This is a genomic window from Sphingorhabdus sp. Alg239-R122, from assembly GCF_900537065.1.
Classification (GTDB): Bacteria; Pseudomonadota; Alphaproteobacteria; order Sphingomonadales; family Sphingomonadaceae; genus Alg239-R122.
The window spans coordinates 226,444-239,501 of sequence record NZ_UNRC01000001.1 but is presented as its reverse complement, the minus strand read 5'-3'; the positions used below and the strand labels follow the sequence as shown (position 1 = coordinate 239,501).

Here is a 13,058-nt window from a genome sequence, read left to right as displayed (position 1 = left end):
AAAAATCCGGTTATAAAAAAAATATACGCTTGACCGGATTCGGGTGCTTGTCAGACCCCATAGTTTACGTCTAACGCTTTCCTCCCATGGCGCGATATATATTTATCACAGGCGGCGTGGTCTCCTCGCTCGGCAAAGGTCTTATGGCAGCAAGCCTTGCAGCATTGCTGCAAGCGCGCGGATACCGTGTGCGCATAAGGAAATTCGACCCCTATCTAAATGTTGATCCGGGCACCATGTCCCCATACCAGCATGGCGAAGTCTATGTGACTGATGACGGCGCAGAGACGGATCTGGACCTGGGGCATTATGAACGGTTCACAGGTGTGTCTGCGCGGCAATCCGACAATGTGACATCTGGACGGATCTACCAGACGATTATTCAAAAAGAACGCCGCGGCGATTATTTGGGCGCGACAGTGCAGGTGATTCCGCATGTGACCGATGCAATCAAGGCGTTTGCACAGGCGGATACCGAAGATCTGGATTTTGTGTTGTGTGAAATTGGCGGCACCGTAGGCGATATTGAAAGCCTGCCATTTATGGAAGCCATCCGGCAATTGCGTAATGATATCGGATATGAAAACACCGTATTGGTGCATGTTACACTGGTGCCTTACATTGCTGCTGCCGGTGAGCTCAAAACCAAACCGACACAGCATAGCGTACGTGAATTGACATCGCTCGGTATCCAGCCAGACCTCCTGCTATGCCGCTGTGAACAACCACTGCCGGAAAGCGAGCGCCGCAAGATCGCGCTATTTTGCAATGTCCGCAAGGAAGCGGTTATTCCAGCGCTTGATGCCAAGAGCATTTATGATGTTCCGCGGCAATATCATGAAGAAGGCCTGGATACCGAAGTGCTCCGCGCTTTCGGAATAGATAACAAAGGCAAGCCCGATATGGCGCGCTGGGATGATGTCAGCGAACGCTACACCAACCCGGAAGGTGAGGTAACTATTGGCGTGGTTGGCAAATATGTCGGCCTGCAAGACGCCTATAAATCACTCAGTGAAGCGTTGGTGCATGGCGGCATGGCGAATAGGGTTAAGGTCAATATCGAATGGCTCGACGCAGAAATGTTTGAAAATCCCGAAGACCTTGCCGCACAGCTTGAGCCATTGCATGGCATATTGGTACCGGGTGGTTTCGGTGAACGTGGAAGCGAGGGCAAGATTGCATCGGTCAAATTTGCCCGCGAGCGTAATGTTCCGTTTTTCGGTATTTGCCTCGGCATGCAAATGGCCTGTGTTGAGGCGGCGCGAAATACGTCACATATTGCAGGCGCATCGACCACTGAATTTGGTGATACAGATGAACCGATAGTTGGCCTGATTACTGAATGGATGGGCGCAGAAGGGCTTGAAAAACGGGCAGAAGACGGTGATCTGGGCGGCACAATGCGGCTTGGCGCCTATCCTGCGAAACTTGATGGCAACAGCCATGTTCGCGCAATATATGACAGTGAAGAGATTAGCGAACGCCACCGCCACCGGTATGAGGTAAACACCAAATATGTCGAAACGCTGGAAAATGGTGGCCTGATATTCTCTGGCATGTCGCCCGATGGCGAGCTTCCTGAAATTGTCGAACGGCCTGACCTTAACTGGTTTGTCGGTGTGCAATTCCACCCCGAGCTCAAAAGCCGGCCATTTGACCCGCATCCACTGTTTGCCAGCTTTATCAAGGCAGCGGTCGAGCAGAGCAGGTTGGTTTAAAACCCCGTCAATCCTGCGCCACGCCCTTGTGCACTTTCCAATTGCGGCATAGAACCCTGCATTACCGGTTTATGGGAGGGATATATGCACGCTGAACAACTTGCCGAAATGCTTTCCACACATAGTCTGTTCGCCGATTGCGGGCCGGACGAACTCGCCGAAATCATATTGCGCGGCAATTACATGAAATATGACAAGGGTCATGAAATCATGGGGCAGGGGGAAGAAGGCGACAAGCTGTTCATCATGCTGACTGGCTATGCCCGCACCAGTATGATTGCCAGCAATGGCCGTGAAATCGTTCTGGATTATGCTGAGGCCGGACATGTAGTAGGTGAAATCGCGTTTCTGGATGGCGGTGAACGGACCGCCAGCGTACATGCGCTCGACAATGTGACTGCACTTGTCCTTACCCGGAGCGCATTTGATGAAATTGTCAGCAAGCATCAGGGATTGGCCATGCGGTTGCTGCAATCCATGGCTCGGCGGCTCAGGCAATCCAATTCCATCATCGAGGCGGATCGCGCTTTTACGTCTGGGCCAAGGCTGGCGCGCTATCTGCTGCGCCTGATGCTGTCTGATCCTGAAGAAGAACGGCTTAAGCTGGACCTGAGTCAGAGTGAATTAGGTAATTTTGTCGGATTGTCACGCGAACAGATTAACCGCCAGCTTTCCAGTTGGGTCGAATCGGGCCTAATCAAACTGGATACAGGGCGTATCCATATTTTGAACCGTGATCTTTTGTTGGAAATCGCTGAAACCATATAGGCTTTGCACATAAAAGGCGGATACAGCACTGCATCCGCCTGATATATCTCATGTGATGGAAAGCGGGCTTACGCCGCTTCGTTCTCATCCTGCGAGCCATCGACCACAGCCAGTTTCGGATCGGCATTAATGGCAATTTTCTGCGGCTTCATGGCTTCCGGCACTTCGCGCACCAGGTCAATGATAAGCAAGCCATCGGCAAGGTCAGCTTTTTCCACACGCACAAAATCAGCCAACTCAAAGCGGCGCTCAAAATTCCGGTTGGCAATGCCTACATGCAGGAAATCGCGACTTTCGCTGTTTTCCGTGTCTTTTTTGCCTGAAACCGTCAGCAGGTTTTGCTGCGCTGTGATATCAATTTCATCAGCCTTAAAGCCTGCAACCGCAAGTGTAATGCGATATTGGTCTTCGGTGCTGCGTTCAATATTGAATGGTGGGTAATTATCGCCTTGTTGCACACGGCCATTATTTTCGAGCAGGTCAAAAAGACGGTCGAAACCGACGGTGGAGCGACGATAAGGTGTAAAATCAAAACGGTTCATAATAAATCCTCCATTGAGCAATTTAACATTTTCAAAGCCCGATTATCCGGCACTTTGCACTTACTATGTGACGCAACAAGGCCATCACACACATGAAATATGGTTTGCGGAAAATGATTTCAAGAGATTTGGCAGTAAAAAATAAAGCTGCTTTTCAGTTAATTAAGTGATCTTAAACGAAAAACGCCTAAGCCATTTTCAGGCTTAGGCGTTCTCGTGACGATCCGCATCTCGTGTGTCTCAGCGTAAGCAAAGCTCGCGAGACAAATACAGACCTTTACATTCCTGGCGGATTCCCCAAACCACCGGAAATGTCTCCCTGAACATGGCTCTCTCAAAACCATTGCGCCGACTAGAGCCGGACGCACGTTCAATGGAGTCTCCAATGCTTTAATTGCGCCGTTAATGCCAGCGCAAAGTGCAGGGTCTATATTTTTTTGCAACTCTATGTGCTGAATCTGCAACAGGCGATTCTCTGACATGCAATCATTTGTTGTCAGCGAGTCGTTAGCCGCCTAATGCAGTTTTCAAGAGGAACATTCGTTCACAGCTGTTGGAATTGACCTGATTTATGCTTTCTCCATTTGAATGGACCATCGCGAAACGATATTTGCTGCCCGGACGGGGTGAAGCATTTATTGCCATGGTGGCAGGCATCAGTCTTGTTGCCGTAATGCTTGGCGTGGCTGCGTTGATTGTGGTGATGAGCGTCATGAACGGTTTTCGTGCCGAACTGCTCGACAAGATTGTTGGGCTGAACGGCCACGCCGTAGTACAGGGTTATGGCGGGAGGCTCGATAACTGGCGGGATATATTGGAAGAGGCCAAAGCAACCGATGGCGTGGTGTCGGCATCACCGCTGATCGAACAACCTTTGCTGGTCAATTTCAATGGTCGTGTTGAAGCGATACTGGTGCGCGGCATGGTGGATGAAGACCTGCAGGAAATGCGGGATAAAGTAATTGCCGGCAGTATGAATGGCCTGCGTGATGGTGCATCCAAAGTAGCGATAGGTTCACGCCTGGCCCAGAATCTGGGCGCGCAGATCGGCGATGTGATTACAATCATCAATCCGCAAGGACGTTCCACGCCATTTGGTACGGTGCCACGCGAAATTGGCTATGAAGTTGATGCCATTTTTGAAATCGGCATTTATGATTATGACAAGGCTTTTGTCATCATGCCGATGGCCGATGCGCAGACATTACTGCTTATTGGTGATGCTGTTGGCATGATTGAAGTCACGACCCGTGATGCCGAAAAAGTTGGTGAAATATTGAAACCGCTCAGCGACAAGGTAACTGGGCAGGCGATTGTCAATGACTGGCGCACCATCAATGCCAGCCTGTTCGAGGCTCTGGCTGTAGAGCGTGTGGCAATGTTCATTGTGCTGTCGATCATCATATTGGTAGCTGTGTTCAATATCCTATCATCACTGATCATGCTGGTCCGTGCGAAAACGCGCGATATCGCTATTTTGCGCACCATGGGCGCATCGCGGCGCTCACTGATGAAAATATTCATGACCGTTGGCACTGTGATCGGATCATTCGGGATATTGGCTGGCCTTGTCCTGGGCTTCGTCTTCCTGTTCTTCCGCCAGTCTATCGTTAATGCGATACAGTTTTTGACTGGGCAGAATCTATGGGACCCGCAAATCCGTTTTTTGACTGAACTGCCCAGTAAGACTGATCCGATCGAAGTGGCAGGTATTGCGATCATGGCACTGGTGTTCAGCTTTCTTGCAACGCTTTATCCGGCATTGAAAGCGGCAAGCACGGATCCTGTGCAGGTGCTGCGTTATGAATAAAGTGAACGGCGATACTATAGTCCAGCTGACCGATGTACGGCGCAGCTTTACACAGGGCAGTACCACGATCGAAGTGTTGCGCGGTGTCAACTTAACCATTGCTGCGGGCGAGATTGTGGCCCTACTCGGGCCATCAGGATCCGGTAAATCCACCATGCTTCAGGCGGTTGGCCTGCTGGAAGGCGGATTTGAGGGTTCAATAATTATTAATGGTGAAGAGGCTGCTGCATTGTCGAGTGATGGGCGCACAAGGTTGCGCAAAACGACACTGGGGTTTGTGTATCAATTTCACCATCTGTTGCCCGACTTCAATGCTTCAGAAAACGTTATCCTGCCGCAACTGGTAACAGGTACCCCCCGCAATGATGCCGGAGAACGGGCCAAGCATCTTTTGAGCACTCTGGGATTGGGCGAGCGTCTGGAACATCGTCCCAGCCAGCTTTCAGGTGGGGAGCAGCAACGTGTGGCCGTGGGCCGCGCGCTTGCTAACCGGCCCATGCTGGTGCTGGCGGATGAACCGACTGGCAATCTGGACGAACATACGGCAGATATAGTGCTGGCTGAATTTCTGCGCCTTGTTCGCGAAGAGGGCAGCGCAGCTTTAGTCGCCACACATAATGAACGACTTGCAAAGAAAATGGACCGCATCGTGCGCTTGCATGAAGGCCGTCTGGAATAGGAAAACGATATGGATATTTATGATTTCAAAGTGAAATTACCCGGCGGCAAAGAGCGGGATATGTCAAAGCACAAGGGTAAGGTGCTACTTATTGTCAACACGGCCTCAAAGTGTGGATTCACTCCGCAATATGAGGGACTGGAAAGCCTGCATGAAGAATTTTCTGATAAGGATTTTGAGATACTAGCCTTTCCATGCAATCAGTTTGGTGGACAGGAACCTGGCGGTGAAGCGGAAATCGCCGAATTCTGCTCACTTAACTATGATGTTAAATTCCCGCTTATGGCCAAAATCGATGTAAACGGCCCCAATGCAGATCCGCTTTGGGAGCACCTTAAAAAGCAACAGTCCGGCCTGATGGGGAGTCGTAAGATCAAGTGGAACTTCACCAAGTTCCTTGTGAACAAGGATGGAAAAGTCGTTGCGCGCTATGGTTCGATTATCAAACCCGAACAGATTCGCAGCGATATTGCCAAACTGCTTTGAATATCCGCAATAACTGTAACTTTGGCCATATTGTCGCCGAACTTGCGATATAGGTATTTACGAGCGGAGAATAAATATGTGGCAGTCATTGCAGGACTGGTTTTTCAGCCTAGGCGAAAATTATGGTGTTGATCCGATTATTTTCGGCAGCATCTATGTGGGTGCCATTCCATTTTTCATGCTGTCCATTGCCTGGCTGGTGCGCAACCGGCGCGCGGGCAAGTCAATCGCCCTTCCGGTACTGAGTGCGGGTACCTTTTTTGTATCAGCCTATGTCTATCTTGCAATTGTGGGACGCAATATTCCTGTCTGGGTATGGTTTTTCCTGGGCGCACTAATTCTATATGGTATCTGGTCGACAGTCAGGAATGTACGCGCGAAAATCGCCGAATAAACTTATCCACTGACACTGATTTCGGCTTTGGCGAATCGCGTCTGCTGGATTAGGGTTTGGATATGTCTTTCATGCCCTTTGTTCCGCTGCGTGTATTTTCCGCCTATACGATGCTCGATGGTGCAATAGAGCCCAAAAAAATTGGTAAAATTGCAAAGGAACGCAGTTTTCCCGCCATTGCCATGACTGATCGCAATGGGCTGTATGGCGGCATGGCTTTTTCTGATGGGTGTAAGGCCAAAGGGGTGCAACCGATTGTTGGCACCATGCTCGGCATCAAGCGCCCTGATAGCGGCAGCGATACACCCATATTCGATTGGCTTGCGCTTTATGCACAGGATGAGACGGGATATGACAATCTCTGCGCGCTTGTATCCGCAGCGCACCTTGACCGTCCGCTTGAACATCTACCACATGTTTCTCTCGACTATCTTGGGGAACATACAGAGGGCCTGATCTGCCTGACTGCGGGTGGAGAAGGCGCAGTTACCCGGCTTTTGGCCGAAGAGCAGGCAGACACGGCGCTGGCCTATCTGGACCGGCTACAATCTTATTTTCCTGACCGGCTCTATATTGAACTTGTACGCCGCGGACTGGATGCAGAACAGGCGGCAGAGAACGCGTTGCTTGACCTTGCCTATGCCCGTGACCTGCCATTGGTCGCGACAAATCCGTCCTGTTTTGCCGATCCGACATTCCATGATGCGCACGACGCCATGTTGTGCATTGCACATGGGGAATATGTTGAAAGCGAAGACCGGATTAAAGGCGCGCCCGAAAACTGGGTGAAATCGGGCAAGATGATGCAGGAATTGTTTAGCGACATTCCCGAAGCACTCACAAACACACTGGTCATTGCGCAAAGATGTGCGATCGTGCCGCCAAAACGTGCACCCATCCTACCCAGTTTGGCCGGTGATTTGCAGGGCGAGGTTGAGCAGCTGAAACGCGATTCCAAGGCTGGGCTTGATGAACGGCTTAAAGCTTATCCCGACCTGAGCGAAGATGAGCGCAATGCCTATTACGACCGACTTGCTTTCGAGATTGACGTGATTGTTGGCATGGGTTTCCCAGGATATTTCCTGATTGTTGCCGACTTTATCAAATGGGCCAAGGATAATGACATTCCGGTGGGGCCGGGTCGCGGATCAGGTGCGGGTAGCGTCGTGGCATGGGCGCTCACCATCACCGACCTTGATCCGCTCAAACTCGGGTTACTTTTTGAACGGTTTCTCAATCCCGAACGTGTGTCGATGCCCGATTTCGATATCGACTTTTGTGAGACACGACGCGGCGAAGTCATCCGTTATGTGCAGCAGAAATATGGCAACGACCATGTCGCGCAGATCATCACTTTCGGTAAGCTGAAAGCGCGTGCCGTCCTGCGTGACACGGGCCGCGTGCTGCAAATGCCCTATGGACAAGTGGACAGGCTGTGCAAGCTGGTACCCAACCATCCCACCGACCCGTGGACATTGCCAATGGCGCTGGAGGGGATTTCCGACCTGCGCCGTGAATATGAAACTGTGCCTGAAATAAAGCGGCTATTTGATCTTGCCATGCAGCTTGAAGGCCTGCCACGGCACAGTTCGACCCATGCTGCCGGCGTGGTGATTGGCGACCGTCCGCTTGCAGGCCTTGTCCCTCTTTATCGCGACCCGCGCTCCGACATGCCTGTGACGCAGTTTGACATGAAATTTGTCGAGGTCGCGGGGTTGGTGAAATTCGACTTTCTGGGCCTGAAAACACTTTCGGTGCTGCAAAAAGCGGTGCAGATGCTCGCCAGGCGCGGCATTGATATCGATTTGGATGCACTGGCCTGGGATGATCCCAAAGTCTATGAGCTACTCCAGCGCGGTGACACGGTGGGCGTATTCCAGCTCGAATCCGAAGGCATGCGCCGCACGCTGGCGGCAGTGAAGCCAACCAATTTTGGCGATATCATCGCACTTGTTTCGCTTTACCGTCCGGGTCCGATGGACAATATTCCAAGCTTTGGCGCACGCAAGAACGGCAAGGAAGATATCGAATATCCGCACCCTTTGTTGAAAGACATTCTCTCGGAAACCTATGGCATTATCGTCTACCAGGAACAGGTGATGCAGGCGGCACAGGTGCTTGCCGGTTATTCACTTGGAGATGCAGATCTTTTGCGCCGCGCGATGGGTAAAAAGATCCAGGCCGAAATGGACAAGCAGCGTAACCGTTTTGTCGATGGTGCTGCGCAAAATAATATTGACGGCAAAAAAGCGAACCAACTGTTCGACCTGATCGACAAGTTTGCAGGCTATGGCTTCAATAAAAGCCATGCCGCCGCATACGCGTTACTCGCTTATCAGACGGCTTGGCTCAAAACACATTACCCGCACGAATTTTTCGCGGCTTCTATGTGTTTTGACATGCACCAGACTGACAAGCTCAACATTTTTGTCGATGACATGCGCAAGCTGGATATTGCCTGTGAGCCGCCTTGCGTCAACCGCAGTCAGGCTGAATTTTCTGTGGAACACAGCGATGACGGCTATGCCGTGCGTTATGCGCTGGCAGGCCTGAAAAATGTTGGTGAGAAGGCCATGTCGCAGATTACGGCAGAGCGGGAGGAAAATGGCTGGTACACCTCGCTGGATGACATGGCAAACCGGATTGATCCGTCAATGCTCAACAAGCGCGCCCTTGAAAACCTGGCTGCGGCAGGTGCATTTGACAGCCTGAACACAGACCGCGCAGCTATCCACGCTTCTGCCGATGTCATTCTGGCCGTGGCGGCTGACGCGCACAGCTCACGGATAAGCGGGCAGGGTGGTCTGTTTGGTGCGGAAGATGACAATGCCGGACAGACGATGCGGCTGTCATGCGATAAAAACTGGTCGATCGGTGAGAAAATGGCGTATGAGAAAGACGCATTTGGTTTTTACTTCGCCGCGCACCCGGTGGAACAATACAAGGCGATTGCAAGCGCCAACGGCGCACGCACCTATGCCGCGCTGATGGAAAGCAGGGGGCAGCCGGGATCGCGCCGTCCCGCTGTCATGGCGGCTTTGGTGGAATCGGTACAACGGCGCAAGACCAAGCGTGGCAAGGACTTCATCATGGCTGATATGTCGGACCAGTCTGGCCAGTTCTCGGCCAGCTGTTTCGAGGAGCATATGGTCGAACCGATGATGGATTTTGCCAAGGCCTCCGCCTGTGTGCTGCTCAATGTTGAACTCGACACACCGTCGGAGGATCAGCCACCGCGTGTAACCATCCGCTCCGCACAGCCACTGGAAGGCATTAAAGGGTCCGCCAGAATGCGGCTTGATCTTGATGTGCATGATGCCAGCGCCTTCCCACAGCTTGCCATGACTGTGGAAGCACAAGACAAAGGCCGTGGCGTTATATATGCGCGCCTGATGGTGGATGGAGAAGCCGCTGCACATATGAAACTGTGCAACGGACGTAGTCTGGACGCAGAACTTGCCGATGCGCTGGAACCGATAGAGGGACTTGCCAATATCGCGCTGAGCGTGGACAAAGGGCTGCATGCTGTAAAATAATACATACCAAAACATATAATCGGGAGAATGACCATGCTGGGCGGAATGCAGGATTTCAAATTACGTGTCATGCACATGCTGGACCATGCGGCGAAAGAGCATGGAAACCGGGAAATCGTTACTTATTGGGCCGATGGCAGTGAAACACGTACCGATTGGGCCGGAATCTCTCGCGACGCACGGCGCCTTGCCAAGGCGCTCACCGACATGGGCCTGAAAAAAGGCGATCGCGTGGCAACGCTGGGCATGAACCATAGCCGTCATCTGGTAAGCTGGTATGGCGCAATCGGTATGGGCGGTGTCATCCACACCATCAACCCGCGCCTGTTTGAGGATCAACTGGTCTACATCGCCAACCATGCCGAGGATCAGGTGCTGCTCTATGACGCAGCGTTCCAGCCCATTATTGATAAGCTCAAGGCTCAGTGGACCAGCATCAAGCATTATATCTGCTACGATTCGTCAGAGGGTAGCGATGCACAGGGTTTCGAGGACCTGCTGGACCGTTATGACGATGATTTCACGTGGGTTGATGGCGACGAACGCGAACCTTGTATGCTCTGCTACACCAGCGGCACAACCGGCAATCCCAAGGGCGTGCTTTATGAGCATCGTTCCACGACAATCCATGCGATGGCCGAGATACAGCCTGCTATTTTCGACCTTTCGACCACCTCTGTCGCGTTGCCGGTGGTGCCAATGTTCCACGCGGCGGCATGGGGTCTGCCATTTGCAGGCGCACTGGCGGGCCTCAAATTCGTCTATGCCGCCGTTAATGACCCGGCAGTCCTCACTATGTTAATGAACCGGGAAAAAGTGACGCATAGCGCAGGCGTACCGACAGTCTGGCTGGCCATGTTCCAGCATATGGATGCCAGTGGTGAAGCGCCCGAATATCTGAAAGTTGTGACAATTGGCGGGTCGGCTGCGCCGCGCGCGATGATTGAGCGCATTATGAAAATGGGCGCGCGCGTCAATCATGCCTGGGGCATGACCGAAACCTCGCCCATTGGCACCATGGGGTCGCCTTCACCCGACTGGGATGACCTGAGCTTCGATGAGCAGGTTGATGTGGTGGTCAAACAGGGCAGGGTACCTTTTGGTGTTGAACTGCGCGTAGTGAATGATGAAGGCGTGTTGCAGCCTCGCGACGGGGAAAGCAGCGGGCGTCTGCAAATCCGCGGACCATGGGTCATCAAACGCTATTTCAAGGCCGAAGAAGATGCACTCACCAAAGATGGATGGTTCGATACGGGCGATGTCGCCGTTATCCATCCCGACGGTGTGATGCAGATTACGGATCGTGCCAAGGATGTCATTAAGTCGGGCGGTGAATGGATTAGCTCGGTTGATCTGGAGAATGCCGCTGTCGGTATGGAAGGCGTGGTGGAAGCCGCGGCCATTGGTATGCCGCACCCGAAATGGGATGAACGGCCGCTGCTGTTGATTGTCAAAAATGAGGGGGCGGATATCAGCAAGGATGAGGTCATTGCGCATCTTACTGATCACGTCGCCAAATGGTGGTTGCCGGACGAGGTGCTGTTTGTCGATGACCTGCCTCACACAGCAACAGGTAAGCTGCTCAAGACCGAATTACGTAAGCGGTATAAGGATTTCAGTTTCGCCGATACGTGATATTTCCGAGTATTACGGGTTTCTGCTTTCCCTAATTTTCTGGACCGTGGTTCATTAGGCTTACGATCACAATAGTCAGCAGCGAGAGCACGAATCCCGGCACGATTTCATAGAGCCAGCTACTCCAGCCCATATTGATCCAGAGCAGAACCGTGACCGCGCCGACAACCATGCCAGCAAGCGCCCCGCCCCGCGTCATGCCTTTCCATGTCAGCGACAGGATAACAAGTGGGCCAAATGCCGCACCAAAGCCTGCCCAGGCATTGCTAACCAGGCCCAGCACGCTGTTTTCGGGGTTGTAGGCAAGGAATATCGCGAACAGCGCCACGGCAAGCACCGAGAAACGACCCACAGTTACGAGCTCTTTTTGGCTGGCATCACGGTGAACGAATAGTTTGTAGAAATCTTCTGTCAGCGAGCTGGACGATACCAGCAGTTGCGAAGAAATGGTGCTCATGATTGCGGCCAATATGGCGGCCAGCAAGAATCCAGTGATAAGCGGGTGGAAAAGCAAGTCAGCCAGAATCATGAAAATGGTTTCCGGGTCTTCCACGGCAATGTTGTTCTGCGTGGCATAGGCAAGGCCAGTCAGTCCCATGGCGAGCGCACCCAACAGCGTCACAAACATCCAGCCCATGCCGATATTGCGCGCCGCCGGTACATCGGCAACCGAGCGCACTGCCATAAACCGTACGATAATGTGCGGTTGCCCGAAATAACCGAGACCCCAACTCATCGCGCTGATAATACCGATTATGGTCGTGCCGGTGAAAAGAGAGAGCAAGTCAGGGTTGATGGAACGGATAGTGTCCACCGTTCCGGCAAATCCGCCAGATGAGGTGAGAGCGACAACAGGCACGAGGATAAGCGCTACAAACATGATGCAGCCCTGCACAAAATCAGTCAGGCTGACAGCCAGAAAACCGCCAAACATGGTGTAGGCGAGCACTACACCTGCAGTCACCCAGAGACCGGTTTCATAACTTTGCCCGAACGCGCTTTCAAACAACTTGCCGCCGGCAACGAGTCCTGAGGAAGTATATAGCGTAAAGAATATGATAATGACGACGGAAGCGATCACCCGCAGCAAATGGCTGTTATCGGCAAAGCGTTTCTCAAAAAAATCGGGGATGGTGAGGGCATCATCATAATCTTGGGTCTGCTGGCGCAAACGCGGTGCAACGATAATCCAGTTGAGGAATGCGCCGATAAAAAGTCCGATCGCTATCCAGCTGGACGACATACCGCTGGCAAACATGGCCCCGGGTAGCCCCAGCATCAGCCAGCCAGACATATCCGAAGCCCCGGCGGACAGGGCCGCAACAGCGGGCGGAAGATTGCGCCCGCCCAACATATAGCCGCTGACATCATCAGTGGATTTCTTCCATGCATATAGGCCGATGCCTAGCATGGCGATGAAATAAAGGGCGAGGGAGATGTAAATACCTGTCTGCATGGAAAGCGTCTCTAGCAACTCCCGCACAAATGTC

At 52.4% G+C, this 13,058-nt stretch carries 10 protein-coding genes; 8 read left to right on the top strand and 2 right to left on the bottom strand.

Features of this window, described 5'->3' with window-relative positions:
- Window positions 1–86 precede the first annotated feature (86 nt).
- Window positions 87–1,718 (top strand): CTP synthase, encoded by a 1,632-nt coding sequence (locus tag G6Q15_RS01160; RefSeq protein ID WP_164114689.1) that lies wholly within the window; start codon window positions 87–89, stop codon window positions 1,716–1,718.
- 84 nt (window positions 1,719–1,802) lie between these two features.
- A complete protein-coding gene (locus G6Q15_RS01155; RefSeq protein ID WP_205518057.1) occupies window positions 1,803–2,486 on the top strand; it encodes a Crp/Fnr family transcriptional regulator in 684 nt (227 codons plus the stop codon).
- A 68-nt stretch (window positions 2,487–2,554) separates the two neighbouring features.
- Here the strand turns inward: G6Q15_RS01155 and G6Q15_RS01150 are convergent, their stop codons facing one another.
- On the bottom strand, window positions 2,555–3,028 hold the full coding sequence (locus tag G6Q15_RS01150) for an Hsp20 family protein (RefSeq protein ID WP_164114686.1): 474 nt from the start codon (window positions 3,026–3,028) through the stop codon (window positions 2,555–2,557).
- 571 nt (window positions 3,029–3,599) lie between these two features.
- Between G6Q15_RS01150 and G6Q15_RS01145 the strand changes: the two genes are divergently transcribed.
- From G6Q15_RS01145 to G6Q15_RS01120, 6 genes are all read left to right on the top strand, one after another.
- Entirely contained in the window at window positions 3,600–4,838 is a 1,239-nt protein-coding gene (locus G6Q15_RS01145) for a lipoprotein-releasing ABC transporter permease subunit (protein ID WP_164114684.1), read from the top strand.
- Window positions 4,831–5,517: an ABC transporter ATP-binding protein gene (locus tag G6Q15_RS01140; protein ID WP_164114681.1), complete on the top strand. Its 687-nt coding sequence runs from the start codon at window positions 4,831–4,833 to the stop codon at window positions 5,515–5,517. Before G6Q15_RS01145 ends, G6Q15_RS01140 begins: the two co-directional genes overlap by 8 nt.
- Before the next feature lie 9 nt (window positions 5,518–5,526).
- Window positions 5,527–6,003: a glutathione peroxidase gene (locus G6Q15_RS01135; RefSeq protein ID WP_164114679.1), complete on the top strand. Its 477-nt coding sequence runs from the start codon at window positions 5,527–5,529 to the stop codon at window positions 6,001–6,003.
- A 76-nt stretch (window positions 6,004–6,079) separates the two neighbouring features.
- The gene (locus G6Q15_RS01130; protein WP_164114677.1) at window positions 6,080–6,397 is read left to right on the top strand and encodes a hypothetical protein; all 318 of its coding nucleotides are present in this window, start codon (window positions 6,080–6,082) and stop codon (window positions 6,395–6,397) included.
- Window positions 6,398–6,459: 62 nt separating this feature from the next.
- Window positions 6,460–9,933 (top strand): DNA polymerase III subunit alpha, encoded by a 3,474-nt coding sequence (dnaE, locus tag G6Q15_RS01125; protein ID WP_164114675.1) that lies wholly within the window; start codon window positions 6,460–6,462, stop codon window positions 9,931–9,933.
- Between the two features lie 33 nt (window positions 9,934–9,966).
- On the top strand, window positions 9,967–11,568 hold the full coding sequence (locus tag G6Q15_RS01120) for a long-chain fatty acid--CoA ligase (protein WP_205518056.1): 1,602 nt from the start codon (window positions 9,967–9,969) through the stop codon (window positions 11,566–11,568).
- 31 nt (window positions 11,569–11,599) lie between these two features.
- Here G6Q15_RS01120 and putP read toward each other — a convergent pair whose 3' ends face one another.
- Entirely contained in the window at window positions 11,600–13,024 is a 1,425-nt protein-coding gene (putP, locus tag G6Q15_RS01115; protein WP_164114673.1) for a sodium/proline symporter PutP, read from the bottom strand.
- Window positions 13,025–13,058: the final 34 nt, after the last annotated feature.

Coding starts and splice junctions, on each gene's coding strand:
- G6Q15_RS01160 (WP_164114689.1), top strand. CDS start 87: ATGGCGCGATATATATTTATCACAGGCGGCGTGGTCTCCTCGCTCGGC.
- G6Q15_RS01155 (WP_205518057.1), top strand. CDS start 1,803: ATGCACGCTGAACAACTTGCCGAAATGCTTTCCACACATAGTCTGTTC.
- G6Q15_RS01150 (WP_164114686.1), bottom strand. CDS start 3,028: ATGAACCGTTTTGATTTTACACCTTATCGTCGCTCCACCGTCGGTTTC.
- G6Q15_RS01145 (WP_164114684.1), top strand. CDS start 3,600: ATGCTTTCTCCATTTGAATGGACCATCGCGAAACGATATTTGCTGCCC.
- G6Q15_RS01140 (WP_164114681.1), top strand. CDS start 4,831: ATGAATAAAGTGAACGGCGATACTATAGTCCAGCTGACCGATGTACGG.
- G6Q15_RS01135 (WP_164114679.1), top strand. CDS start 5,527: ATGGATATTTATGATTTCAAAGTGAAATTACCCGGCGGCAAAGAGCGG.
- G6Q15_RS01130 (WP_164114677.1), top strand. CDS start 6,080: ATGTGGCAGTCATTGCAGGACTGGTTTTTCAGCCTAGGCGAAAATTAT.
- dnaE (WP_164114675.1), top strand. CDS start 6,460: ATGTCTTTCATGCCCTTTGTTCCGCTGCGTGTATTTTCCGCCTATACG.
- G6Q15_RS01120 (WP_205518056.1), top strand. CDS start 9,967: ATGCTGGGCGGAATGCAGGATTTCAAATTACGTGTCATGCACATGCTG.
- putP (WP_164114673.1), bottom strand. CDS start 13,024: ATGCAGACAGGTATTTACATCTCCCTCGCCCTTTATTTCATCGCCATG.